The sequence below is a fragment of the Streptococcus sp. A25 genome (assembly GCF_043674095.1).
GTDB lineage: Bacteria > Bacillota > Bacilli > Lactobacillales > Streptococcaceae > Streptococcus > Streptococcus suis_V.
This window is the reverse complement of sequence record NZ_JBIMJO010000001.1, coordinates 66,686-91,325: the sequence shown is the minus strand read 5'-3', so window position 1 is coordinate 91,325 and position 24,640 is coordinate 66,686. Positions and strand designations below refer to the sequence as shown.

General features: G+C 45.9%; 20 protein-coding genes and 2 pseudogenes. 6 read left to right on the top strand and 16 right to left on the bottom strand.

Annotated features, from left to right (window positions below; translation table 11 throughout):
* Positions 1-37 precede the first annotated feature (37 nt).
* The 9 genes from ACHBID_RS00455 to cls all read right to left on the bottom strand — a co-directional run bounded on the left by ACHBID_RS00455 (position 38) and on the right by cls (position 9,638).
* Complete coding sequence (locus ACHBID_RS00455; protein WP_105122675.1) at positions 38-862, bottom strand: ZIP family metal transporter; 825 nt, start codon at positions 860-862, stop codon at positions 38-40.
* 205 nt (positions 863-1,067) lie between these two features.
* Positions 1,068-1,862, bottom strand: coding sequence for a Nif3-like dinuclear metal center hexameric protein (locus ACHBID_RS00450; protein WP_394731344.1), 795 nt, complete (start codon positions 1,860-1,862; stop codon positions 1,068-1,070).
* Entirely contained in the window at positions 1,852-2,535 is a 684-nt protein-coding gene (locus tag ACHBID_RS00445) for a tRNA (adenine(22)-N(1))-methyltransferase TrmK (RefSeq protein ID WP_105160144.1), read from the bottom strand. The genes ACHBID_RS00450 and ACHBID_RS00445 overlap by 11 nt, the downstream gene beginning before the upstream one ends.
* A gap of 1 nt (position 2,536) precedes the next feature.
* Positions 2,537-3,217, bottom strand: coding sequence for a DnaD domain-containing protein (locus ACHBID_RS00440; protein ID WP_105160143.1), 681 nt, complete (start codon positions 3,215-3,217; stop codon positions 2,537-2,539).
* A gap of 9 nt (positions 3,218-3,226) precedes the next feature.
* On the bottom strand, positions 3,227-4,168 hold the full coding sequence (gene metA / locus ACHBID_RS00435; protein WP_105138676.1) for a homoserine O-succinyltransferase: 942 nt from the start codon (positions 4,166-4,168) through the stop codon (positions 3,227-3,229).
* 112 nt (positions 4,169-4,280) lie between these two features.
* Complete coding sequence (locus ACHBID_RS00430) at positions 4,281-4,793, bottom strand: adenine phosphoribosyltransferase (RefSeq protein WP_105110758.1); 513 nt, start codon at positions 4,791-4,793, stop codon at positions 4,281-4,283.
* A gap of 26 nt (positions 4,794-4,819) precedes the next feature.
* The gene (locus tag ACHBID_RS00425) at positions 4,820-5,806 is read right to left on the bottom strand and encodes a DUF3114 domain-containing protein (protein WP_394731345.1); all 987 of its coding nucleotides are present in this window, start codon (positions 5,804-5,806) and stop codon (positions 4,820-4,822) included.
* Positions 5,803-8,013 (bottom strand): single-stranded-DNA-specific exonuclease RecJ, encoded by a 2,211-nt coding sequence (gene recJ / locus ACHBID_RS00420; RefSeq protein WP_394731346.1) that lies wholly within the window; start codon positions 8,011-8,013, stop codon positions 5,803-5,805. Before recJ ends, ACHBID_RS00425 begins: the two co-directional genes overlap by 4 nt.
* A gap of 77 nt (positions 8,014-8,090) precedes the next feature.
* The gene (gene cls, locus ACHBID_RS00415; RefSeq protein ID WP_172023282.1) at positions 8,091-9,638 is read right to left on the bottom strand and encodes a cardiolipin synthase; all 1,548 of its coding nucleotides are present in this window, start codon (positions 9,636-9,638) and stop codon (positions 8,091-8,093) included.
* A 134-nt stretch (positions 9,639-9,772) separates the two neighbouring features.
* On the opposite strand from cls, the pseudogene ACHBID_RS00410 reads away from it, so the two are divergent.
* A pseudogene (locus ACHBID_RS00410) lies at positions 9,773-11,247 on the top strand (zinc carboxypeptidase); the annotation flags it as partial.
* Between the two features lie 32 nt (positions 11,248-11,279).
* On the top strand, positions 11,280-11,447 hold the full coding sequence (locus tag ACHBID_RS00405) for an LPXTG cell wall anchor domain-containing protein (protein ID WP_238143407.1): 168 nt from the start codon (positions 11,280-11,282) through the stop codon (positions 11,445-11,447).
* A 134-nt stretch (positions 11,448-11,581) separates the two neighbouring features.
* Here the strand turns inward: ACHBID_RS00405 and ACHBID_RS00400 are convergent, their stop codons facing one another.
* From ACHBID_RS00400 to cdaA, 4 genes are read right to left on the bottom strand one after another with little or no spacing between them, the layout of a single operon-like run.
* A complete protein-coding gene (locus tag ACHBID_RS00400) occupies positions 11,582-13,126 on the bottom strand; it encodes an ABC-F family ATP-binding cassette domain-containing protein (protein WP_394731348.1) in 1,545 nt (514 codons plus the stop codon).
* A 50-nt stretch (positions 13,127-13,176) separates the two neighbouring features.
* Positions 13,177-14,529, bottom strand: coding sequence for a phosphoglucosamine mutase (gene glmM / locus ACHBID_RS00395; protein WP_394731349.1), 1,353 nt, complete (start codon positions 14,527-14,529; stop codon positions 13,177-13,179).
* A gap of 28 nt (positions 14,530-14,557) precedes the next feature.
* Positions 14,558-15,271: a YbbR-like domain-containing protein gene (locus ACHBID_RS00390; RefSeq protein WP_105122729.1), complete on the bottom strand. Its 714-nt coding sequence runs from the start codon at positions 15,269-15,271 to the stop codon at positions 14,558-14,560.
* Positions 15,271-16,113, bottom strand: a complete 843-nt coding sequence (gene cdaA / locus ACHBID_RS00385) for a diadenylate cyclase CdaA (protein ID WP_394731350.1) — start codon at positions 16,111-16,113, stop codon at positions 15,271-15,273. Before cdaA ends, ACHBID_RS00390 begins: the two co-directional genes overlap by 1 nt.
* Positions 16,114-16,270: 157 nt before the next feature.
* On the opposite strand from cdaA, the gene murT reads away from it, so the two are divergent.
* From murT to ACHBID_RS00370, 3 genes are all read left to right on the top strand, one after another.
* The gene (murT, locus tag ACHBID_RS00380; protein ID WP_394731351.1) at positions 16,271-17,614 is read left to right on the top strand and encodes a lipid II isoglutaminyl synthase subunit MurT; all 1,344 of its coding nucleotides are present in this window, start codon (positions 16,271-16,273) and stop codon (positions 17,612-17,614) included.
* Positions 17,614-18,399, top strand: a complete 786-nt coding sequence (gene gatD, locus ACHBID_RS00375) for a lipid II isoglutaminyl synthase subunit GatD (RefSeq protein ID WP_394731352.1) — start codon at positions 17,614-17,616, stop codon at positions 18,397-18,399. The genes murT and gatD overlap by 1 nt, the downstream gene beginning before the upstream one ends.
* Before the next feature lie 126 nt (positions 18,400-18,525).
* Positions 18,526-19,782, top strand: a complete 1,257-nt coding sequence (locus ACHBID_RS00370; protein ID WP_394731388.1) for an ISL3 family transposase — start codon at positions 18,526-18,528, stop codon at positions 19,780-19,782.
* Between the two features lie 80 nt (positions 19,783-19,862).
* On the opposite strand, the gene ACHBID_RS00365 is transcribed toward ACHBID_RS00370, so the two are convergent.
* The 3 genes from ACHBID_RS00365 to ACHBID_RS00355 form a co-directional block, all read right to left on the bottom strand.
* The gene (locus ACHBID_RS00365; protein WP_394731353.1) at positions 19,863-20,690 is read right to left on the bottom strand and encodes a putative RNA methyltransferase; all 828 of its coding nucleotides are present in this window, start codon (positions 20,688-20,690) and stop codon (positions 19,863-19,865) included.
* Position 20,691: 1 nt separating this feature from the next.
* Positions 20,692-21,168: a DUF3955 domain-containing protein gene (locus ACHBID_RS00360; RefSeq protein ID WP_394731354.1), complete on the bottom strand. Its 477-nt coding sequence runs from the start codon at positions 21,166-21,168 to the stop codon at positions 20,692-20,694.
* Between the two features lie 488 nt (positions 21,169-21,656).
* Positions 21,657-23,555: an ABC-F family ATP-binding cassette domain-containing protein gene (locus ACHBID_RS00355; RefSeq protein ID WP_394731355.1), complete on the bottom strand. Its 1,899-nt coding sequence runs from the start codon at positions 23,553-23,555 to the stop codon at positions 21,657-21,659.
* A gap of 304 nt (positions 23,556-23,859) precedes the next feature.
* Here ACHBID_RS00355 and ACHBID_RS00350 point away from each other — a divergent pair.
* A pseudogene (locus tag ACHBID_RS00350) lies at positions 23,860-24,609 on the top strand (IS3 family transposase); the annotation flags it as partial.
* Between the last annotated feature and the right edge of the window lie 31 nt (positions 24,610-24,640).

The window sequence follows — 24,640 nt, the reverse complement described above, 5'->3', positions numbered from 1 at the left end:
TGTCATAAGGAAAAAGCCTCCGAAGAGACTTTCAAGTTTATCCAAGAGCCACGTCCAGAATCATCATGATGATGAAACCAGCCATGAGGCCCAGCGTTGCAATATCCGTATTTCCATTAGTCTGGGACTCCGGAATGAGCTCCTCGACCACGACGAAAATCATAGCACCGGCCGCAAAAGATAGGGCATAGGGTAAAATCGGTGTCATGTAGGTCACCGCCACCGCTCCAATCACAGCAGCAATAGGCTCAACAATGGCCGACATAGACCCCCAGAAAAAGGCCTTACTTCGAGTCGCACCGTCTGTCCGAATAGGGATAGCCAGGGCTGCTCCCTCAGGAATATTTTGCAGACCGATACCGACTGCTAACCCAATAGCACCTGCAAGGGCAGCAGGACTAAAGTTCGACGCTAGAGCACCAAAGGTTACCCCGACCGCCAGCCCTTCAGGGATATTGTGGATGGTTATGGCCAAAAATAGCAGAGCTGTTTTAGACAGATTTTTCCTGTCCTCCTCACCCCCACCTTCGGCCTGAGATTTGTCGTGCCCCAGGTGCAAATGTGGCACCAGAGCATCGACCAAGCGTAAAAAGATGCCTCCAAAAGCAAAACCAAGAGCTGCAGGCACCCAAGCCCAGGCGCCATAGGTCTCCTCCGCATAGCTAATCGAAGGAGCTAAGAGAGACCAAAACGAGGCCGCAATCATCACTCCAGCTGCGAAGCCCAACATGGTATCCAAGAGCCTCCGACTAATCGTTTTAAAGAAAAAAACAACCGCTGACCCTAAAATAGTACAGGACCAGGTAAAGAGCCCTCCCAACAAGGCCTGTACAACAACTGATTGTTCCATAAACCAGGTCATAGAAGAACCAACTTTCTAAATCAATATCTTAAGTTCCTATAGCATACCCCAAATTCAGAAGAATTGCAAGCTCAGATAGTTTGGATAAGTTTTGGAACCGAAAATTGAGCAAAGGTTGTTGCCACTGCCTTCAACCTGGCCCTCGCTCACTAGTATCTTTCTATTTTGGTTAAAAAAAGCACCACTAGGGTGCCAAGCATAATTTTTACAAATGTCGAAAGGGATTGGTCGACACGGTTGAAGGCAAGATTTCCACATCCCAGCCGTTTTCAGCCTTCCAGTTCTCTAGCAAATTAGCGATTTTCTTAATAAAGAGCACCTCAATGTGATGACCTGGGTCAATGGCCAAGAGGCCCTGGGTCAGCATGTCCTGACCAGTGTGATAGTAAATATCACCAGTGATATAGACATCCGCATCCTTCGCAATCGCATCCTGATAGAAGGAACCGCCACTACCGCCACAAATAGCCACTCGACTAACATATTGCTGGACTTGATGACCATAGGTAACCAGGCGAACCGCATCCAGACCAAAGACGGACTTAACCTTCACTGCCAGCTCCTCCAAGGTCTGCTCTGCTATGGTACCCACACGACCAATACCTTGACCCTCAACAGTCTCATGAAGAACGGTCGTCTCCTCTATCCCCAAGAGTTCACAGAACCAGTCGTTCAGACCACCCTCGACCACATCAATGTCTGTGTGGCTGACATAGACCGCAATATCGTGCTTGATCAAATTCAGATAAATCTGATTTTCCAGCTTATCCGCCACCAAATCCTTAATCGGACGGAAAATAGGGGCATGCTTGACAATAATCAAATCCACCTGCTTGTCAATGGCCTCTGCCACTGTCGTTTCACGAATATCCAGGGCCACCATGACCCGCTTGATATCCTTTTTCAGCGTCCCGATTTGCAGACCGCTGACATCCCCTTCCATGGCTAGATGGGGCGGACAAAAGGCTTGATAACGTGCGATGAGTTGACTAGCTAACATGCAAAACCTCCTTGATGTGATTGATTTTTTGGGAAATGGCAGAGCGGTCATCCTGTCTTTCCAGGGGCACTTGTTCCAGGGCATAAGTGAGCTTATCCAGCTCCTTCAACCACTTATTAACAAAGACAGCTGACTGCTGCTCCAACAAATAAGGTCCAAATCGCTCTTCTGTTGCAGACAAGCTCATCTTTCCTGGCTCCGCTACTAGGATTTCATAGAGTTTGTCATTTTCTTCCAAGATTTCCTCCGCAACAAGCTGAAAATCATGGGCGACCAGCCAACGACGGACATCATCTTCACGGTTGTTGGGCTGCAAAACCAATCGCTCAACGCCTGCTAACTTATCCTGACCGGCCTCCAAGATGTCGGCGATGAGCCTACCGCCCATGCCTGCGATAGTCACAGCAGTAATCTGGTCAACAGCTTCTACGGCCGCCAGCCCATTGGCCAAACGAACCAAAATCCTGTCCGTCTGTCCCGCCTGCTCAACGTTTTGAAGGGCAGACTGATAGGGGCCCTGGACCACTTCTCCTGCCACGGCGAAGTCAATCCTGCCCTGCTCCACCAAAAAAAGAGGGAGATAAGCATGATCACTCCCTACATCGACTAAGCGTGCTCCGGTTGGCACGAAAGATGCGACTGTTTCCAGCCGTTTTGATAATTTTGTTTCCATTTTACTCTTTCCAGAGATCCATGGCCGCCAGAAAATCGCTGGATGCAGTGACATTCTTGGGCGATGGCAAATCTCTTTCTGCATTTTTTGCCTCTACTTGAGCGACGGTAGTAATGCCCTCCCGACGCCAGTTACGCAGAATAGCTTGAATATATTTCCAGTTGGTCTTATTGTTGAATACGGCCTCTTTGAGGGCTGCTCGAATGAGCTCAACGGAGGTCTTGTCCTCTTCAATCGTCTTCTGCAAATCCTCAATCTCAAAAGGCGATAGGAGACGGCCAAGTTCTCGCTCAAAATCTCCCACAATGGTCTTCAAATCATTAGCAGGAGCAAGAATCTCTACAGCAGATTCCTTAGGCGCAGCAAACAATCCATCCAGCTTTTCCAGGGCTGGGGCTGCATCAAAAATCATCTCAATCTCACCATCTAAGATAATGGTTTTCATCTCCAGCAAGCCTGAATCCTGCAGCTGTTCAATGGCCCGATTTACCTCGGCCACCGTAGCACCAATGGCCTGAGCGATGTCGCTTGGGGCAAGGGTTTCTAATTTACTGGTATTTTGAAAATAGAAAAACTGCCAAACCAAAAAAGTCTGTGATGAGGGAAATATATCCTTAAAATGAAATAGTAAGGCAGAAGGCAGGACCACGTGGCCCTGCTGAAATTGCTGTGAATAATTCATACTTCCTCTTTATAAACTCGCTGAAAGAGCTGATAATTCTGCGTGATTCCAGTCATAAGGTGTTTCTTGATAGACCGCATAGTTGACCCAGTTTGTAAAGAATTGTGCTGCTGGCAAATTCCAAGACAGAGCTGGTCTGCTGGTCGGATCATCGTTTTTGAAATAATTCTCTGGCACATGGGGATTTTTCCCAGCCAGGCAATCTCGCTCATATTCCTTAGCCAGGGTGTCACGGTCGTACTCCAAATGACCAAAACTATAGACTTCGCGCAAGTCCTTGCTGGCTAGAATAGACAGGCCGACATCTGCTCCTTGGGATAGAATTTCCAGCTGTCCCAAATGAGCAATATCTTCCGCCTTGACCTCAGTATAGCGGGAATGAGGTGAGCGAAACTCATCATCAAATCCACGCATGAGGGGATTGTTTGCCCCTACTACTTCTTGGCAATAGACGCCGGACAATTTGCGATCCATCTGGTATTTTTCGACACCGTAGCGGGCGTACAGTCCAGCCTGTGCCCCCCAACAAATATGCAAGGTTGAGTAGACATTAGTCCTGGACCAGTCGAAAACCTGGACCAGTTCCTGCCAATAGTCCACTTCCTCAAATGGTAAATTTTCTACTGGAGCACCAGTGACGATGAGCCCGTCAAAATAGCTATCCTTGACCTCTTCAAAGGTCTTGTAAAATTGGTCCAAGTGGTCAGCATGAGTATTCTTGGATTCATGACTGACCATGTGCAGAAATTCCACTTCAAGCTGCAGGGGCGTATTGGCCAAAAGACGGAGCAACTGGGTCTCCGTCACAATTTTTTGGGGCATAAGATTAAGAATTAAAATCTTTATCGGACGGATGTCCTGATGGCTAGCTCGGTCGCTATCCATGACAAAGATATTCTCTTGTCTCAAAATATCTACTGCTGGTAAGGATTTTTCAATCTTGATTGGCATGGGCAACCTCCTAATTATCTTATTATCTATTATAAAGCAGGTGTCCAGACAAATCAAATAGCTTAAAATTAGTATCAGTTATAGATTATAACTATACCCTTGATAGATAATCTTAATAATGCATCAAAACCTTATAGTCGTAGTCGCCGATAGCTTCTCGGCCTTTGAGGTCATCTAACTCAATCAAGAAGGCACATCCAGCAACAATTCCACCCAATTTTTCAATCATTTCGATTGTTGCTTTGACCGTACCACCAGTAGCCAACAGGTCGTCTACAATCAGGACACGTTGACCAGGTTTGATAGCATCTGCATGCATAGTCAAGGTATCCACACCGTATTCTTTTTCATAGTCAGCCGAAATCACTTCGCGTGGCAATTTCCCTGGCTTACGAACTGGTGCAAATCCGATACCCAATTCAAAAGCAACAGGACAACCTACGATAAATCCACGCGCCTCAGGACCAACAATCATATCAATATCCTTGCTAACAGCATACTGCACAATCTCACGAACAGCATAGCTGTAGGCATTTCCATCAGCCATCAAGGGGCTAATATCACGGAATTCGATACCCTCTTTTGGATAGTCAGGAATAGTTGCGATGTAATCTTTTAAGTTCATGTTTTTCTCACTTTTTAAAAATAATTTTACTCTTTATTATACCATGATTTTATCTTTTGGCATAATCTAAATCCTATGTCTCTGGAAAATTCCTTTCGCAGTTTAGCTACCCGGGCTGCTCTGCTATTTCCCCCAGAGGAAAATATTCCCTGCCGGTTGAAATAGGAATGGTCCCAGCCCACCTTGGACTTGCGCAGTTGGAACCAGTAAATTCGAACCGGAGACAGATAAGCCCCTGCCTTGGAACGGAGGATTTTCTTACGGTAGACAGGGTCGTGGGGACCAACCGGTTTCATGTCCAGCTGGTAGTGCCTACGATTATTGGCCCTGGCATAGTTAAAGGAGGCACCGTTGACCTGACCATTTAAGGTCGGAGTCTCATCCAAAATCAAGGCAAAGTTCCCCTTTTCATCCAAAATAAACTCGCTGTGAAAATGGATGAGGACCTTGATGTTGAGGGGCAGGCTCTGTGTTAATTTTTCTCTGCGAAAGAGTTGCTTGTTGTGGAGGCGGGCAGATTGCCGCAGCTGGTAACTCCGGCGTGGCAAAGTAGACAGATAGCTAGTCAAGGCCTGCCAGTCTGATTTCCCCTGCCCGTAGTGCCTGCGGACCCAATCCGCCTGCTGGTAGGAAATCAAGTAACGGAGCTGGTGAACCTGCTTAGGTAGGCTCTCATCAGGGTAAGCTAAGTCAACTAGCCGAGCAAACTCCCGCCAAAAGGCATGATGCGGAGGCAGATTTTGGTCCATCTGTCCCATTAACCAGGTCAGGTGCTTCTGCTCCAATTCCTCTGGAAATTCAAGACTGGCAATAATCTGGTCCACCAACTGAGCAGAGCTTGCCTGGTCCAAGTTTCTTCTCATTTCCTTCAAAGTCTCCGCACAGGCTTGGCTGGCAAAGGTCAACTGGTCTAGTCTCTTAGCTTGAAGAGGAATGCTACAGGTCCGACACTTACGCCAGGGTAAGAAGGGCAGACAGATAAGGACTGCCAATAATAAGACCTGCCAGATCATGATGAACTACACAGCCAATCATATATTTCTTGGACCGTTCCCAGGGCAAAAAGCTCCTGCTGGACGACCGTTTTCTTCAGGTCTTGGTAAATCTGACTGTCCGAAATCTCCCGCTTCTGGGCATCCTTATTAACCCTCATCACCCCATCTGAAATGGTGACAAACTCCAATTCCTGGAAAATCTGAATCATCTTGACCAGCAAGCTGTCCTTAATTTTCAGATAAGCAGCCAAATCCTTGAGTTTATAACGCACATCAAACTCATCAAACTGGTAAATGGTCTTATAGAGCTTGGCAAATTGCTCCCGACTCCCGTATCCATCCAAATAATAGGGCTTGGCTATCTCATTTTTGAAGTAGATAGCCTCGAATTGATGTTCTTGGAAATAGCTGCGCAGACTTTCTAAATCCTCTGGCAAACTAGCTAGAGCAATGACAGGCGAACTCGTCTGCTCTACCATGTCCACCAGAGGAATGCCAGCAGGAATCGGATGCTGTTTACTGCGAATGTTATAGAGCTGAACACCGTCCACACGCGCGTCCACCAGCATGAGCTGCAGGCTGGTATTGCCATTCCATTTGTTGACAGAAAGGGTCACAGCCAGCTCCAGATCCTTGGCCTGAGAAAATTCCAGAGCCAGATTGCCCTTGCCAAAGGCAACGACGTCAAATCCGGCTGCTCCCTTACTGATCCGGAGCTTGAGGTGGGCATTGTTTTGCCCCATAGTCCGGGCAGACTCAACCTGAAAATCCTTGACATAAAAGACCGGTTTTTTGTTGTCCATGCCGTAGGGAGCCAGCTTGTCAAAGGATTTTAAAGTATCCAGGGTCAATTCCTCTAGGTCAATCTCCTCATCAATAACCAGTGCAGATTTCTGAGACAAGTCCAGTTTATTCTCTTCGATAAAGGCCGCTAAAGTGTCCGCCAGCTGGTCTAATTTATCCACTTCCAGCGTCATGCCAGCAGCTCCAGCGTGACCGCCAAAGGCGATAAAGAGGTCCTGGTGGTCCTTGAGGGCTTGGAAAATATCAACAGCCTCCGGTGACCGGGCAGAGCCCTTGGCCCGCCCTTCCTCAATGGACAGGACAATGACCAGCTGGCCCAGCTCTTCCAAGAGACGGCCTGCAACGATCCCCAGCACACCAGGATTCCAGCCTTCCTTGGCTAGAACCTGTACAGGCCGACTGGTATCTAGCATGGTCTTGGCCTCATCATAAATAGCCTGGACAATATCCTTGCGTTCCACATTTTTAGCATCAATCATGAGGGCAATTTCATGGGCCTCTTCATCGTCAAAGCCAGTCAAGAGTTCAAGGGCTGGATTGGGGTCATCCAGGCGGCCCAGGGCATTGAGGCGGGGGGCAATTTGAAAACCGACCGTTTCTTCATCAAGGCCATCGAGCTCAATCCCAGCAATCTTCATCAATTCTTGTAGGCCAGCCCGCTCAGTTTGTTTGAGCAGAGAAAGGCCGTATTTGACCATAACCCTATTTTCATCGGTCAGGCTGACCATATCGGCTATGGTTCCAATTGCGACTAGGTCCAATAGGTCTGCATGAACCGTCTCCAAAAGAGCGCATGCCAATTTGAAGGCGACGCCACAGCCAGCTAGGTGCTTAAAGGGATAGTTGCCTTCGGGATGCTCTGGATGAACAATGGCATAAGCAGCCGGTAAAGTCGCCTGAAGGGAATGGTGGTCCGTCACAATCACATCAACACCCATCTCTTGGGCATAGGCAATAGCTTCATGACCCGCTACGCCATTGTCAACCGTAACAATGAGAGAAATCCCCTGCTGCTCAATGAAATACTTGTAGACAGACTGGTTGGGGCCGTAACCATCGGTAAAGCGGTTGGGCAGGTAGACCTGGACCTCCGCCCCTAGCTCCTCCAAGGTCTCCTTCAAAATCGAAGCCGATGTCATGCCGTCCGCATCGTAATCACCATAGATCAGAATCTGCTCGTAGTCCTCAATGGCCCGACGAATCCGCTCAACGGCCTTGTCCATGTCATGCAGTAGATAAGGATCATGCAGGTCTTCAAGGCTGGGCTGCAAAAATTTCTGCAAATCCTCCCTTGTCTGGATGCCCCGCTCGTAAAGGAGCTTGGCTGCGATAGGGTCCAACCCTTCTTTCTTTGCCAATTTGACAAATGTTTCATCAGAAAAACTGGGCATCAATTGCCAGTCATATTGTGGTTTAATCACACTTTTTTCTCCTTAGCATCTATCTTTCCATTATACCATGTTCAAAGGAAAAAACGACAGGGAAAATCTGTCGTTTTCTATAATAAGGGGGCAATAATGCGCATAATGGCTCCGGCCAGTCGTTTGTTCCACGAATAGGTTTTGATAAAGGGCAGGAGCTTGATTTGCTGGGATTTCTTGAAGGACTGGTCAAAGTCTTCCTTGATTGCTGCTAGAACACCTGAATGGTTGTAGATATAAAGACCACACTCGAAGTTTAGATAGAAAGAACGGAAATCCATGTTGACCGTCCCCACCGTTGCCTTTTTGTCATCCACAAGGACCACCTTGGAATGGACAAAACCTGGCTGGTATTCGTAAATTTCGATGCCTGATTCTAGGTAGGTCGGAAAATCTGTCCGAGCAGCCAACATGGCTGATTTTTTATCATAGATATGAGGCAGGAGTAACTTGACCTTGACGCCGCGTTTGGCCGCGTAGGTTAGATTGTCAATCATCTCGTCATCCAAGACCAGGTAGGGCGTCATGATGTAAATGTAATCTGTCGCAGACTGAATCATGTCCAGATAGACACGCTTGGCCACCTCATCTCCATCAAAGGGATTTTCTCCGTAGGGCAGGAAGAAACCTTCGCCATCAACGGTCTCTGTCTCCAAGTCCTTGTGGGATTTGAGGTACTTGAGGTCCTCAGTCTCCTCTTTTTCGTCATAGTTCCACATCTGCAGGAACATGAGGGTAAAGTTGGCAACCGCCTCCCCCCTAATCATGATAGCAGCATCCTTCCAGTAGCCAAACCGAACGATTTTATTGATATATTCGTCCGCAATATTGACCCCACCTGTAAAGGCGACTGCTCCGTCAATGATGGCAATTTTGCGGTGGTCGCGGTTGTTTTGAATAGTGGAAAGGGCCGGGATAATCTGTGAGAATACCTTGGCCTTGATTCCAAAGGTCCGCAGCTGCTTATAGTAGGAATAGGGCAGATTGGTCAGAGAATTGGTCCCGTCGTACATAAAGCGCACTTCCACTCCCTGCTCTGCTTTTTCCTTCAAAACAGCCAGAATAGAGTCCCACATATAGCCCTGGTCCACAATGAAGTATTCCATAAAAATGTAGTTTTCTGCCTTTTTCAATTCCTCCAAAAGAGCTTCAAACTTGGCCTCTCCACTGGAAAAATACACCGCATCCGTATTAGTATGCAGGGCATAACCGACATGGCCACTCATATAGTTGGCTAGCTTGAGCTGCTCCTTATCCTCCTTGGCCAGTGCCTTCATGACCTTGTCAGAAGTGCTGGAGAATTCGCGCAAGCGCTCAGCCTGTTTATAGAAATTCTTCCGATAACGCTTCGTTTCAATATTGGATTGGAGAATGAAATAAAAGAGGGCTCCAAAAATGGGAATGCCACTGACAAATATAATCCAGGTCAGCTTAAAACTAGTATTCATTGGACGATTGATAATGGAAATGGCCACCAGAACAGAAAAAATCTGCATAATGGACCAAAATGCCGGCATATAATTGGTCGCCTCAACCACAAACCAAAAAATCAGAAAGACCGTCAGAGCAAGCAGGCTAATGACAATAAAAGTCCTCGAATAAATAATCTTCCACAGTTTTTCCATAGTCGTCTCCTAAATCTTTATACCAGTATATCACAAATCCCCTAGATTGAAAATACGAAGGGAAAAGAAGGACTGACTGACTTACCCAGCCTGACCAGATGTTGGCCAAGTTAAAAGAAACTTTGACTACAAGCTACCGAAGTATTCTTGGACATACCATCGAAATTCCAGAAACCAACCAAGAATCCTTTAAAGCCGGATTCTATGCTGTCCTCAGGGGCATCAACCACATGGCCAGCAAGCCTGATAATTTGATAAACATGCGCCTCACCTTCTATTCACGCGGTGTGAATAAGGTAGAAGATCCAAAGGCTGTGGCAGAACTGGTCGGACCAGACGGAGAAGTCGTAGGTCGTATTAAGAATGATCAACCAAAATTCTTCCCTGACTATTATGACATCCCAATGTCTCTGGAATAGAATAATGACATGGAAGAAGCCTTTAAAATGATTGACTACTTCAAGCGCAACGGCGTCCTTGTCACCGAGCTGACAGAGAATGCCGGTCCATTTAACAAGGGCGACTTGGTGGTAGATATGGCACAAGCCAAGCGTGGATTTGCCAACCACGTCCTCTACACTGGTTAAGATGAGTCCAAATGGGGGGCTATGTATGCTGAATTGGTCGTGAATTTCCCTGATATGAGAGGCTTTAAGGCGATGGCTGTCTTTGAAGAAAATCTCTTTGACGGCAAACTTGGAAGCATTACCTGGACCAAGGCCGCACGGACAAGCGACATCGACTACAAGACACCGTACTACATTGTGGCCAATACTTCCGAGTCAGCAGTCAAGGCCATCAACCAGGCGATTAAGCAAGGTCAAAAAGTCTACTTGACAGAAGCCAGCTACATTATCAAAACCAATCAATTTGTTCAACTATTGGACCAATATGCCCTCTATGGTGAACACCTCTACAAGCAACCTGTAGGCACAGAATTGAAAGCTATTAAGGTCTACGCTCCTTCACACAGCTATAGATGGGCTGGAGATTTTGCCATCCGCGCCAACACCGCCTTGGTAGTGGAACGCAGGGGATTTGAAACCGTTGAAACTCCTGATGAAGCTGATGCAATCATCCTGGAATCCGAACAATTTGATGCCAGCATGTTTGGGCAGAAACCAGTCATTGTTGTCGGTGGTGCGGCTGTGCAGAAACTGGAAGAATTAGGTATTATAGAAGGCTTTAATGCAGAAATGTTTGATGGTGGTTATGACTTTGAAGGACTAATGAAGACAGTCGTTGACGATAGTGACCCTCTGACAAGCGGATATGCCATGAACGACCTCTTCTATTCCAATTCTGGTAACTGGATTGAGGGTATTCCAGAAGGCTTCCGAGCCCTGGTTAAAATTGCTGACCAAGATTATTATATCGCTGGCTGGTGGCCTGGTCATGAGGGACTGGCTAGCAAGACTGTCGCTATAGCTGGCATGTATCAAGACCAATCTATCTTTATCTATGCAGGAATCCAACCAACAAGGTTCACCCTGTTCATTTCTTCCGCTGGGTGTCAAATGGCCTCTTCGGTAGCCAATTGGCAACTCTTGAAGACCTACCTCCAGTAGAAATTCTAGTTCCTCAGCCAAAACCAACTAGTCCATACCAAGCCGATGATGCGCCCGCTCATCCTCTCTACCTATGCCTGTGACTATTCGTTTTGATAAAGCTGAAAGCAAGGAACCTTCTAGTCAACATGAAAACGAAGAAACTAGCTTGCCGAAAACAGGATCAGAGTTCAACTATTTCGCTACAGCACTGGGTAGCGTCTTATTAGTGGCTAGTTTCTATCGGAAAAAGCAACACTAAGTTGGTCACCGATTTTCACCTGGAGACAATAAAAAAATAGACCCCCAATTTTAGAAGCTGTGAATACAAGTTCTAAGATTGAAGTGCCTATATATGCAGTCTTGTCTACTGCTAAGGGACAAGGCTGCTTTTATTTACGTCAATTCATTAAAATCCCAGACATCATCAACCCAGCCTTCATAGAAATCAGGCTCGTGGCAGACCATGAGAATTGAGCCCTTGTAGGCTTGAAGGGCACGTTTGAGTTCGTCCTTGGCATCCACATCCAAGTGGTTGGTCGGCTCGTCAAGAACCAAGACATTATTTTCACGGTTCATAAGCAAACAGAAGCGAACTTTGGCCTGCTCACCACCTGAAAGAACTTGAATCTGGCTTTCGATATGCTTGGAAGTCAGACCACAGCGAGCCAAGGCTGCCCGTACTTCTGCCTGATTAAGGGCTGGAAAGGCATCCCAAACGGCTTCAAGCGGAGTCTGACGATTGCCACCAGCTACTTCTTGCTCGAAATAACCCACTTCCAGGTACTCGCCGCGATCGACTGAGCCGCCCAGAGGCTGGATAACACCCAACAAGCTCTTGAGCAGGGTCGATTTCCCGATACCATTGGCACCGACAATAGCAATTTTCTGATTGCGCTCGAAGGTCAGATTAAGCGGCTTGCGGGTCAAAACACGGTCATAGCCAATTTCCAAATCAGTCGTCTGGAAGATAAAACGACTTGGCGTCCGAGCCATTTTGAAATCAAAGCTCGGTTTTGGTTTTTCAGCTTGGAGCTCGATAATTTCCATCTTGTCCAATTTCTTCTGGCGGGACATGGCCATATTCCGTGTGGCCACACGGGCCTTATTGCGGTTTACAAAATCCTGCAAATCTGCAATTTCCTTCTGCTGGCGCTCGTAAGCTGCTTCTAATTGGGCCCGTTTCATAGCATGAACTTCCTGGAACTGGTAATAGTCACCTGAATAGCGGGTCAACTGCTGATTTTCCACATGGTAGACGATGTTAATCACGTCATTTAAAAATGGAATATCATGGGAAATGAGGACAAAGGCATTCTCATAATTTTGTAAGTAACGCTTGAGCCACTCGATATGCTCGGCATCCAGATAGTTGGTCGGCTCATCCAAAAGCAAGATGTCTGGCTTTTCCAAAAGCAATTTAGCCAAAAGAATCTTGGTCCGCTGGCCACCAGAAAGTTCAGTCACATCCTTGTCCATACCATAGTCCATGACACCAAGAGCACGCGCTACTTCGTCAATTTTTGCGTCCAGCGTATAGAAATCACGACTTTCCAGACGGTCTTGGAGCTCCCCGACTTCCTCCATGAGGGCATCCATATCGGCTCCCTCATCCGCCATGGACATGTAGATATCATTGATACGCGCCTCTGTCTTGAAGAGTTCATCAAAGGCTGTCCGCAAGACATCACGGACCGAACTACCTTTTTCTAGCTTGGCATGCTGATCCAAATAGCCTGCGGTCACATAACGAGACCATTCAACCTTACCTTCATCTGGCTGCAATTGACCTGTCACGATGGACATGAAGGTCGATTTCCCTTCACCATTGGCACCGACAAGACCGATATGTTCCCCTTTCAAGAGACGGAAGGAGACATTCTCAAAAATGGCGCGATCACCAAACCCATGACTTAAATTCTTTACTTCTAAAATACTCATAATTTCCTCACAAAAGAGGCTGGAAATCCTTCCAGTCTCTGTCTCATTTCTTAATCCAAACCGATCTCAGCACGGACCACATCAGCAATGGTGTCCACGTAGTAATCGACTTCAGCATCCGTTGGTGCTTCTGCCATGACACGCAAGAGGGGCTCGGTGCCACTTGGGCGAACCAAGATACGACCGTTGCCAGCCATTTCTGCTTCCATTTTTTCAATGATAGCTGCAATAGCAGGCACTTCCATTGCCTTGTCCTTCATGCTGTTTTCCACACGGATATTGACCAATTTTTGTGGGTAAATGGTCACTTCTGCTGCCAATTCTGACAACTTCTTACCAGTTTCTTTCATGATTTTGGTCAATTGCACAGCGGTCAACTGGCCGTCGCCTGTGGTGTTATAATCCATCAGAATCACATGTCCTGATTGCTCACCACCGACATTGTAGCCACCATTACGCATTTCTTCCACCACATAACGGTCACCAACTGCGGTCACAGCTTTTTCAATACCTTCACGATCCAAGGCCTTATGGAAACCGAGGTTGGACATGACAGTTGTGACAATGGTGTTTTTAGCAAGAAGTCCCTTGTCTGCTAGGTACTTGCCGACGATATACATGATTCGGTCGCCGTCAACCAAGTCACCATTTTCATCGACAGCAATCAAGCGGTCGCTGTCACCGTCAAAAGCAAGACCGATTTGGCTACCCGATTCCTTGACCAATTCCTGTAATTTTTCTGGATGTGTTGAGCCAACGCCCTCGTTGATATTCAATCCGTCTGGATGTTCTGCCATAACTGTCAATTCAGCACCCAGATCTGCAAAAACTTGGCGGGCACTGGTTGCAGCTGCACCATTGGCTGTATCCAAAGCAACTTTCATCCCTTCCAATTCCAAGCCTGTTGACACCAGGAATTGCTGGTATTTACGCAAGCCTTCTGGATAATCTACCACATCACCCAAACCTTGGGCAGACGGGCGCGGAAGTGTGTCCTCTTCAGCATCCAAGAGTGCTTCAATTTCTGCTTCCAAGGCATCGTCCAATTTGAAACCGTCACCCGCAAAGAACTTAATTCCGTTATCTTGAGCAGGGTTGTGGCTGGCAGAAATCATGACACCAGCGCTAGCTTTTTCCGTCCGAACCAAATAAGCCACACCTGGAGTTGCCAAAACGCCTAACTTGTATACATGAATACCGACTGAGAGAAGGCCGGCAACCAAAGCCGCCTCCAACATCTGTCCAGAAATACGCGTATCACGCGCCACAAAGACACGTGGCGTATCCGTTTCGTGTTGACTGAGAACATAGCCACCAAAACGACCCAACTTGAAAGCCAATTCTGGCGTCAATTCTACGTTTGCTTCACCACGGACACCGTCCGTACCAAAATATTTACCCATTTTTCAATTTCCTCAATATGTATTTGATTTATTTCATTTCTTTTACAGTTACTTGAATATTTGTAGTTCGTTCTGACAAAACAACCGGCAATACATTGCCGTCGGCGTCAACAGCCTGAATGGTTGCCTTACCACTGTAGTCCTTGTCAAGCTCTGCCAAGTCCATGACCACTGCTTCTATGTGGTCGATTTGTGCCAAGGTATCGGCATCAGACGTGACCTTAACCGAGTCTAGGGTCACAGACACCTTGTCTATAGCATAACCTGTTTTGAGCTGATTGCTATAAACCTTTCCTTCAACTGTATAACTCCGGCTAACCTTGTAGCCAATTTTCACCTTCATCTCAGCCGGAGAAAGAGTGGCATTCAAACCAGAAGGCAGGTTGGTCACCTGCAGCTCTACCGCCCGTTGACCAATCTCAAGATTATTTAAATCTGCTGTTACATGGAAGGTCCTGGTTAGTGGATCAGATTCCCGTTGCAAAATAACCCGGTCTGAGCCAGTCAACTCTACCGTCACACTGGGTGAAAAGCCTGAAATAAAATATTTATCACTGTCATAGCTAATATCAATCGGCACATTGGCTAGTGTATAAGTGTAGGTTTCTGACTCTTTCTGCGTTGTTGCACTAGTAGCAACTAAATTATTCTTATAATTGGTCGTGGTAGCATAGAAGAAGAGCAACAAAGACAGGAGAATAGACAGGACCAAATGTCCAATTTGCTTATATTTTTCGTGCATCATCGTCCACCTAACCTCCTCAACCAAGATTTTTTGGCCACAACCGTCGGCACAAATAGGTCACGCAATTCCTGCTCAAATTCTTCCAGGCTCAGATTATGCCTGAAAATACCATTATGGGCCGTCGAGATGCCACCTGTTTCCTCTGAAACCACGAAAACAAAGGCATCAGAAGCCTCTGAAAGACCGATAGCAGCCCTGTGTCGCGTACCAAATTCTTTTGAAATACCCGCACTTTCCGTCAATGGCAAGTAGGCACATGCCACAGCTACCTTTTCGTCTTTAATAATGACAGCACCGTCATGCAGAGGGGTATTGGGAATAAAGATATTGATGAGCAATTCCCGCGAAACATCCGCATCCAGAGGAATGCCTGTTGACTTGTACTCTTGCAAGGTCTGGACCCTCTCGACAGCTACCAGGGCTCCGATTTTTCGAGGAGACATGTAGGCAACTGCCTGGACATAGGCCTGAACCAGGCTTTCTTCTGTGCTAAGATTGGCAGAAGAAAACAGCTGGGTGGTTCGACCCAATTTTTCCAATACTGAACGCAATTCCGGAGCAAAAATGATAACCGCTGCGATTACCCCATAGGTGATAACCTGGTTCATGAGCCAAGAAATAGTCTGAAGCCCAAGCAAGCTTGCAACAAGCTGGGCGACAATGAACAGGAATACCCCTCGAATAAGGGTCATAATCTTGGTCCCTGCGATCGCCTTGCTAAAATTATAAATCAAATAGAGAACGATACTAATATCGATGAGATGCAAGGCTGCCGTCCAAGGACTGGCTATCAAACTTGACCAATACCCAACATCAAATAATTGGTTTAAGTTTAACATGGATTCCTCAATACTTTCTTTCTTATTTTCTTTTTCAAATGGAAACTAGTATTTCTATTGTACCATATTTTTCCGTCTCTTCCCATGATTAGCTACGCCCTATTTCTGACTATTCTCCATTCTAGAAAATCCCGACACTTTGTGTTACAATAAATCCATGAAAATAAGTACATTACTCGGCATTGCCGCAGGAAAATCCAGTCAGTTTGTCCTCAACAAACTGGGTCGAGGAACCACACTGCCAGGGAAAATTGCCCTCAAATTCGATAAACATATTTTAGATAGTTTGGCTAAGGATTATGAAGTTGTCGTCGTCACTGGAACCAACGGAAAAACCCTGACCACTGCTCTAACGGTCGGTATTTTGGAAGAAGCTTTTGGGGCGGTCACTACCAATACCAGCGGTGCCAATATGATTACAGGGATTACGGCAACATTTTTATCTGCCAAGAAAAACAAAAACGGCAAGAAGATTGCCGTCTTGGAAATCGACGAAGCCAGCCTGGCCCGTGTAACTGACTTTATCAAGCCTAGCTTAATTGTCTTCACTAATATTTTCCGAGATCAAATGGATCGCTATGGTGAGATTTACACCACCTACCAGATGATTTTGGACGGTGCTGCCAAGGCTCCACAGGCGACCATCTTAGCCAACGGTGACAGCCCTCTTTTCAACTCGACTACCGTCGTCAATCCAGTAAAATACTATGGTTTTGCGACAGAGGAGCATGAGCCTCGTCTAGCTCATTACAATACCGAGGGTGTTCTCTGCCCGCATTGCCACCAGATTATCCAGTACAAGCTCAATACCTACGCCAACTTGGGTAGCTATATCTGTAGCAACTGTGGCTTTAGCCGACCTGAGCTGGACTACAAGTTGACCGAACTAAAAGAAATCACCAATACCTCTTCTACTTTTGCTATTGACGGACAGGACTACAAAATTAACATCGGAGGCCTCTACAACATCTACAATGCCCTAGCAGCTGTCAGCGTAGCAGAATTTTTCGGTGTATCTCCTGAGAAAATCAAGGCAGGATTTGACAAATCCAAGGCAGTCTTCGGTCGCCAAGAAACCTTTAAAATCGGGGACAAAGATTGTACGCTAGTCCTGATTAAAAACCCAGTTGGTGCTACTCAGGCCATTGAAATGATGAAATTGGCTCCTTACGATTTTAGCCTATCAGTACTTCTCAATGCCAACTACGCTGACGGGATTGACACCAGCTGGATTTGGGACGCTGACTTTGAGCAGATTACCCAAATGGACATTCCGCAAGTCTTTGCAGGTGGTGTTCGTTCATCTGAAATCGCTCGTCGCCTTCGTGTGACTGGCTATCCTGAAGACCAAATCACTGAAACACCTAAACTAGAAGATATCATGACCCTGATTGAGCAGTCCAGCAGTCAACAGGCCTATATTCTAGCAACCTATACGGCTATGCTGGAATTCCGAGATTTACTAGCTCAACGTCAAGCAGTTGGAAAGGAGATGAAATAATGGTCTATACTTCATTAAAAAGTCCTGAAAAAGACTATACCTACGATCTCCACATTGCCCACCTCTATGGTGACTTGATGAATACCTACGGTGACAACGGCAATATCCTCATGCTCAAGTATGTGGCGGAAAAATTGGGTGCCCGTGTTCAAGTTGATATTGTTTCTTTGACAGATGATTTTGACAAGGATTTCTACGACATCACCTTTTTCGGTGGTGGACAGGACTATGAACAATCTATTCTTGCAAAAGATTTACCAACTAAAAAAGACAGCCTAGCAGACTTCATCGAAAACGACGGTGTCATGCTGGCTATCTGCGGTGGCTTCCAGTTGCTCGGTCAATACTACATCGAAGCTGGCGGTCGCAAGATTGACGGTCTAGGTATCATGGGTCACTACACCCTCAACCAAACCAACAACCGTTACATCGGTGACATCAAAATTCACAATGATGAGTTCAACGAAACCTACTACGGTTTTGAAAACCACCAAGGCCGTACCTTCCTATCTGACAACCAAAAACCGCTGGGCAAGGTTGTCTATGGTAATGGCAACAATAAGGAAGACGGTGGCGAAGGTCTGCACTACAAAAACACCTTCGGCAGCTACTTCCACGGACCAATCCTGTCCCGCAATGCCAACCTAGCCTACCGCTTGGTCACAACTGCCCTCCGTAAAAAATATGGACAAGACATCCAACTTGCCAGCTACGCTGACATCCTCAGCAAAGAAGTCGCTGAAGAATACGGCGATGTGAAGAGCAAGGCAGAATTTGAGAAATAAAGGCTCTATAATTTCTGTAGTGGGTAAACCCACCGTGGAGATTATGGAGCCTTTTTGAGTGTAGAAAAAAAGTCCCATATGACCTATAATGAAAAGCGTTCAAACAACTCATTAGAAAGGGTTCATATGGAACAGCTTTATCATACCACAGAACTAATCGGAATCAAAGATAAAAACATTAAAATTTTCTTCGTTTTGAAACATCAAACCCATCTAGAAATCAGGGCAAAGCTAGATTACGACAGTCCTAGCTGTCCTCATTGCCAAGAAAAATGTATCAAGTACGATTTTCAAATGCCGTCAAAAATTCCAATTTTGGATTGTCAGGGTTTTCCAACCCTCCTACTGCTTAAGAAACGTCGGTTTCAGTGTAAATCGTGTCAAAAAGTAACTGTTTCTGAGACACCTCTGGTCAAGAAAAACTGTCAGATTTCTCAACCAATCTGGGAGAAAGTCACTCAACTACACACAGAAAACATGACCAACTCTGCTATCGCTAGGAGACTACACATTTCCGTTTCCGTCGTACAGAGAAAATTGACTCAGTTTCAATTTCCTCAAGATTTTACGAAATTACCAAAAGTCTTAAGCTGGGATGAATTTAGTCGAAACAAAGGAAAACTTGCCTTTATTGCCCAGGATTTTGAGACGAGACGCATTGTGACCATTCTCGAGAATAACCGCCAAGCAACCATAAAGAACTATTTCTACAAGTATCCTAGGGCAGTTAGAGAGACTGTCAAGGTCGTGACGGTGGACATGTCGGGTAGCTATATTCCCATCATCAAACAGCTATTTCCAAGAGCGAAAATTGTTCTTGATAGATTTCACATTATCCAGCACCTGAGCCGGGCTATGATGTCGACTAGAATTGATATTATGAAAACCTTTGATACACCTTCCCTACCTTATCGAGCCATGAAAAATCACTGGCGGATTCTTCAAAAAGATAGCCGTAAACTGTCTCAGAACCTCTTTTATTCTCGTACCTTTGGGCAAACCTTGACACCGAAAGAGGTTGTTCAGAAAACACTCGAGTTCTCAGACCAACTAAGATTCTATTATGACCTCTACCAGATTCTCCTCTTCCATTTCCAAGAGAAGAACTCGAACTATTTCTTCGAGCTTCTAGAAGACAACCTTAACCTTGTCAATCCTGCCTTCAAGACTGTTTTTAAGACATTTCTAAAGTATAAAACTTATATCACGAACGCCATTGAGCTACCCTATTCCAATGCTAAACTGGAAGCTACCAATAAACTCATCAAGGACATCAAGAGACAGGCTTTCGGCTTTAGGAACTTTAAGAACTTTAAAACTAAGATTTACATCGCTTTGAATATTGAAAAAGAGAGAACGAAGTTCGTCCTCTCTAGATGTTAGCTTTTCGCCTACCCACTACAGTTGACAAAGAGCCGAAATAAAGCAAAACCGCTTCTGTTATCCAGAGGCGGTTTCATTTTTTATAAAGTTCCAATCAAGAGCAATCCCTCAATCGTAATCTCGGTCAACTGGCTCAAGTCCAGTTTGGACTGGTCCACTTGGAATAGGAGGGGCGTCATGTCTGCTAAGACTTGAGCATGGGCGGCTGTAATCGGCAAGGTCCGGCTGACCAGCACTTGCTCCACCTGCCCCATGTAAGACTGGAAATGGTCCACGATATCTTGGTTGTCATAGGACTCCTTGCGGAGTTGGTCTTTAGCTAAATGGCGGAGCTCCTTGAGATGATTTGGACCTGGGACTAATTTTAGAATTACCCCACCAGCTTTCAGCACTCTGGCAAACTCCTGATAATTGGCTGGGGAAAAGATGTCCAAGATGCCATCAATGGTCTTATCTTGAATGGGCAACTTGGTCAAATCACCGACAAACCATTTGACCGACTTAGTAGTGTCAGATCTAGCTGCCAAGAGAATGGAATCCTTAGAAATATCAAAAGCAAGAATGTCCAAGTCCATTTTCTCGGCTAATTTACGGGAATAAAAGCCCTCTCCACAGCCGATGTCCAAGACAGACCGCAAGCCCAGCTCTGCTATTTTTCCCTCCAAAGCCGCATAGATATTATCGTAATAACCCGCCTCTAAAAAGGCCTGGCGGTTTTCAAAGCTAGACTTGTGGTAGTTGGCGGACTGCTTGACCTGGGGTGCCAGGTTGACATAGCCTTGCTTGGCGATATCAAAAGTGTGGCGGTTGGGGCAGCGAAGACTACTCTGGTCAAGACCAAGAGCCAGCCCACAAACTGGACAGGCGAAAAATTGGTCGCTATTAAGGAAACGTGAGTGTTTGGTCATCTTACTTATTTTCTTTTCTAAAGCGGTGCAGGGCTAGTCCTGATAGGAGCGTGGCAATGGCTCCTGTAAAGACCAGCAAGTAGCCGACTGGAATGAGATAAAAATTTTCATGTAGAATGCCCTTGGCATCGACATATTCGACTGAGTTTGCCTTGATGATAAAGCAGACGAAGCCGAGAAGTATGAGAAAGCTCCCGATAATAGTAATAGTCAGGTGCATCTGGGTACGGCGGCCTTCGCGACCGTCTTTTACAAGTTTTTCTGTCATGTTGTTCATGTCAGTTCCTCCTAAGATAAGGTGATCTAAGGAGAACGAAAAGATAGAGGACATGAGAATCAAGAGCTCCAAATCAGGTAGATTCTTGTCATTTTCCCAGTTGGAAACGGCCTGCCTGGTCACATTGAGTTTGAGGGCAAACTGCTCCTGGGTCAAGCCTTCCTTCTTACGTAAGTCTTTGATTTGCTGTCCAAAGTTCATTTCTTCTCCTTTCGGGGAGCGGGACAGAACTCGAAAAATGAAAAAGAGTTCGTCAACAAGTCTTTATTTCTAGTTGTTGAGCTAAAACGGTCGATTCCCAGACCGTTTTACTCCCGCCCCGCACAGCTTAAACTGTCTGGGGGACAGTTTTAGGTTGGGAATATAGCGAACAAAGTTCGCAACATTCGTAAGGTCAGATTTGAAGTGTGCAGCACGAACTGCTGAGATTTGCTTCGCAAATCTTATCTCCAACCTTTAACAGTCAACTGGACTGTTAAACCCAATCAACCACTGCGCTGAGATGGTGACACCACCTTCGAGAAGTGATGCTAATCTCTAACTTATCTTAGCTTATCGGTCGATGTTTTTCAAGAAAGGCTAGCTTGCTCTGGACTTTTTTAGCGAAAGGTGGTCTTGCTAACTCCGCAAGACTGGCTTGCAATCCTGTTCTCTCAAGGGTTTGAACATCTTGTCAACTTGCTGTCAACCTAGCCCATCTGCTCAGATAATTCTTCCCATTCTTCCATGAGGTTTTCTTGTTGGGCAGTCAATTGATCGATTTCTTTCTGATAATCGGTCAGCTGTCCGATATCATTAGTTTCTAACATGGCTTGGTTGAGTTCGCTCAGGCGGTTTTCGATGGTCTCGATTTCTGCCTCGATTTGCTCGATGCGGCGAGCTAGTTTGCGTTGCTCTTTTTGGTTTTCCTTTTGGGCTTGGTAGTCCATGGCTCCGGCTGATTGGCTGGTACTTTCTAGCTGGTCAGGCTGGGTTTCTGCTTCCAGCTCTGCTTTTTTCTCCAAATAATAATCATAGTCGCCCAAATAGAGCGTGGAGCCAGTTTCCGAGATTTCCAGCACCTTGGTGGCGACGCGGTTGATGAAATAGCGGTCGTGGCTGACAAAAAGCAGGGTGCCGTCAAAGTCGATCAGGGCATTTTCCAGAACCTCCTTGCTGTCGATGTCCAAGTGGTTGGTCGGCTCATCGAGGATAAGGAAGTTGTTGTTTTCCATGGACAGCTTGGCGAGGAGCAGGCGGGCTTTTTCCCCACCAGACAGCATGGACACGGACTTTTTGACGTCGTCTCCTGAGAAGAGGAAGGCTCCAAGGCGGTTGCGGATCTCCACTTCAGGTGTGGTCGGAAAGGCTGACCAGAGCTCCTCCAAGACGGTATTGGAAGGCGTCAGGGCCGACTGGGTTTGGTCATAGTAGCCCACTTCCACATTGGCACCTAGCTTGGCTTCCCCTTTGATAAATGGCAGAGCTCCGATGATAGACTTGAGCAGGGTTGTTTTTCCGATTCCGTTCGGACCGACAATAGCAATGGCATCCAGCTTTCGTTGGTCAATGGAAATAGGCTGAGAAAGTATTTCTCCATCGTAACCCACCGCAGCATTTTCCACTGTCAAGACGATATTTCCTGAAGTCTTGTCCGACTGGAAGGTCATGTTGGCAGACTTCTGACCAGTTGTTGGCTTGTCCAGTCGCTCCATCTTTTCCAACTGCTTGCGTCTTGCCTGGGCACGCTTAGTCGTTGAAGCACGGACGATATTTTTTTGAACAAAATCTTCTAGTTTAGCAATTTCTTTCTGCTGCTTCTCATAGTTTTGCAGTTCCGTCTGCAACTTCTGCTCTTTCAGCTCGACAAACTGAGAATAATTTCCTACATAACGGTCTAAAGAATGCTTGGTCAAATCAAGCGTAATCGTTGCCACCTTATCCAAGAAATAGCGGTCATGGCTGACAATAATCAAGGCTCCCTTGTAATGCACGAGGTAGTTTTCCAGCCAGGCAATCGTGTCAATGTCCAGGTGGTTGGTCGGCTCGTCCAGCACCAATAACTCTGGACTTTCTAGCAACATTTTTGCCAAGGCCAAACGGGTATTCTGACCGCCTGAGAGTTCGGAGATTTTCATGTCCCACATGGTCTGGTCAAACTTAAAACCATTCAAAATAGCACGAATATCTGCTTCATAGTTAAAACCACCTGCCAGACGAAATTCTTCCGACAGACTATCGTAGGTCTTCATGAGCTGGTCGAGTTCATTACCAGACAAACTGCCCATTTGCTCTTCCATAGACCGCAGGCGTTTCTCCGTCATCCGCAGGTCGTCAAAGACATGGAGCATTTCATCATAAATGGTATTTTCTGACTCAAAACGGCTGTCCTGTGCCAGGTAAGAAAGGGACAAATCACGCTTGGTTGAAATCTCGCCGCTAGTCGCTGCTTCTTCTCCGACAAGGATTTTGAGCAGAGTAGACTTGCCTGCTCCATTTTTTCCGACAAGGGCAATCCGGTCCCGTTCATCGACTTGAATATTGATATTATTAAATAAAACTTCGCCCGCAAAGGAGCGCTCAATCTTGTTTCCGTTCAATATAATCATACTCAATATTTTACCATAAAACACTCAAAAACTCCCCCACAGAAAAAGTAGAGGAGTTCCAATAAAAGGGAAGTTCACCATACTTCTATGAACTAATGTCTAGAAATAAGTCTTAAGAAACATTATTCTAGCGACAGTGAATCTTCACCAGTAATAGAACGGACTAACCGTAGTAAATAACTCCAATCAACCTTAAACTGATTAAATCGACTCCTCTGACTATAAACTTGTTTCAACTGATTTTGTATAGAAGATAAAAAACTTAGCGGAACTGTTTCATATACACTTAAATATAGACAAGCTCCAAACAACTTCTGAACAGGAAAATTTAGGCTTGATGAATGTCATCAAGGAACTTCATAGCCAGCATAATGGTATTCTTTGTTATCGTCGTATGACTCGATTTGTCAATCGCAAGCTTGGAACAAGCTACAACAAGAAACGGATTCGACACTTGATGCACATTCTAGGTCTACGTTCCATTATCAGAAGAGCCAAGGGGTATTGTACCAAGACTAGCTTTGTCAATGTAGAGGACAACATTCTCAATCGTAATTTTACAGCTACTGCTCCAAATCAGAAATGGTCTACAGATGTGACTTTCTTGAAGTACGGTCTCGATTGTAAGGCCTACTTGAGTGCTATTAAGGATCTATACGACGGCTCAATTGTCGCCTATGTGGTTGGTCAGTTTAATGATAACGAACTGGTGTTAGAAACACTTCGTAAAGCCCGAAAAGCTAATCCTGATGCGACACCATTGATTCACAGCGATCGAGGTTCGCAGTATACTTCGAAAGATTATTACCGCCTAACGACCCAGTATCAGATGACCCGCTATATGTCTCGTGTTGGTAAGGTGTATTGACAATGCACCAATTGAGAGTTTCTTTGGGCACTTTAAGACGGAGTGCTATGATTTGAAGAAATATAAGACTTTTGAGGAGCTAGTTTTAGATATTGATGCCAACATCTATTTTACAATCATCAACGTTTTCAAGAGCGCAACAACGGCCTTGCCCCTCTTGAAATGAGGAACAAGGCCGTCGCCTAATCTTTTATTATTTCATTGTCCACTTGACAGG

Excerpts from the sequence above, each read along its gene's own strand:
- ACHBID_RS00430 (WP_105110758.1), bottom strand. The coding sequence starts at position 4,793 with ATGAACTTAAAAGATTACATCGCAACTATTCCTGACTATCCAAAAGAG.
- murT (WP_394731351.1), top strand. The coding sequence starts at position 16,271 with ATGAAAATAAGTACATTACTCGGCATTGCCGCAGGAAAATCCAGTCAG.
- ACHBID_RS00360 (WP_394731354.1), bottom strand. The coding sequence starts at position 21,168 with ATGAACTTTGGACAGCAAATCAAAGACTTACGTAAGAAGGAAGGCTTG.
- ACHBID_RS00450 (WP_394731344.1), bottom strand. The coding sequence starts at position 1,862 with ATGTTAGCTAGTCAACTCATCGCACGTTATCAAGCCTTTTGTCCGCCC.
- ACHBID_RS00440 (WP_105160143.1), bottom strand. The coding sequence starts at position 3,217 with ATGAATTATTCACAGCAATTTCAGCAGGGCCACGTGGTCCTGCCTTCT.
- cls (WP_172023282.1), bottom strand. The coding sequence starts at position 9,638 with ATGGAAAAACTGTGGAAGATTATTTATTCGAGGACTTTTATTGTCATT.
- glmM (WP_394731349.1), bottom strand. The coding sequence starts at position 14,529 with ATGGGTAAATATTTTGGTACGGACGGTGTCCGTGGTGAAGCAAACGTA.
- gatD (WP_394731352.1), top strand. The coding sequence starts at position 17,614 with ATGGTCTATACTTCATTAAAAAGTCCTGAAAAAGACTATACCTACGAT.
- ACHBID_RS00390 (WP_105122729.1), bottom strand. The coding sequence starts at position 15,271 with ATGCACGAAAAATATAAGCAAATTGGACATTTGGTCCTGTCTATTCTC.
- ACHBID_RS00370 (WP_394731388.1), top strand. The coding sequence starts at position 18,526 with ATGGAACAGCTTTATCATACCACAGAACTAATCGGAATCAAAGATAAA.
- ACHBID_RS00445 (WP_105160144.1), bottom strand. The coding sequence starts at position 2,535 with ATGGAAACAAAATTATCAAAACGGCTGGAAACAGTCGCATCTTTCGTG.
- ACHBID_RS00425 (WP_394731345.1), bottom strand. The coding sequence starts at position 5,806 with ATGATCTGGCAGGTCTTATTATTGGCAGTCCTTATCTGTCTGCCCTTC.
- ACHBID_RS00365 (WP_394731353.1), bottom strand. The coding sequence starts at position 20,690 with ATGACCAAACACTCACGTTTCCTTAATAGCGACCAATTTTTCGCCTGT.
- cdaA (WP_394731350.1), bottom strand. The coding sequence starts at position 16,113 with ATGTTAAACTTAAACCAATTATTTGATGTTGGGTATTGGTCAAGTTTG.
- ACHBID_RS00355 (WP_394731355.1), bottom strand. The coding sequence starts at position 23,555 with ATGATTATATTGAACGGAAACAAGATTGAGCGCTCCTTTGCGGGCGAA.
- ACHBID_RS00455 (WP_105122675.1), bottom strand. The coding sequence starts at position 862 with ATGACCTGGTTTATGGAACAATCAGTTGTTGTACAGGCCTTGTTGGGA.
- metA (WP_105138676.1), bottom strand. The coding sequence starts at position 4,168 with ATGCCAATCAAGATTGAAAAATCCTTACCAGCAGTAGATATTTTGAGA.
- ACHBID_RS00405 (WP_238143407.1), top strand. The coding sequence starts at position 11,280 with ATGCCTGTGACTATTCGTTTTGATAAAGCTGAAAGCAAGGAACCTTCT.
- ACHBID_RS00400 (WP_394731348.1), bottom strand. The coding sequence starts at position 13,126 with ATGAGTATTTTAGAAGTAAAGAATTTAAGTCATGGGTTTGGTGATCGC.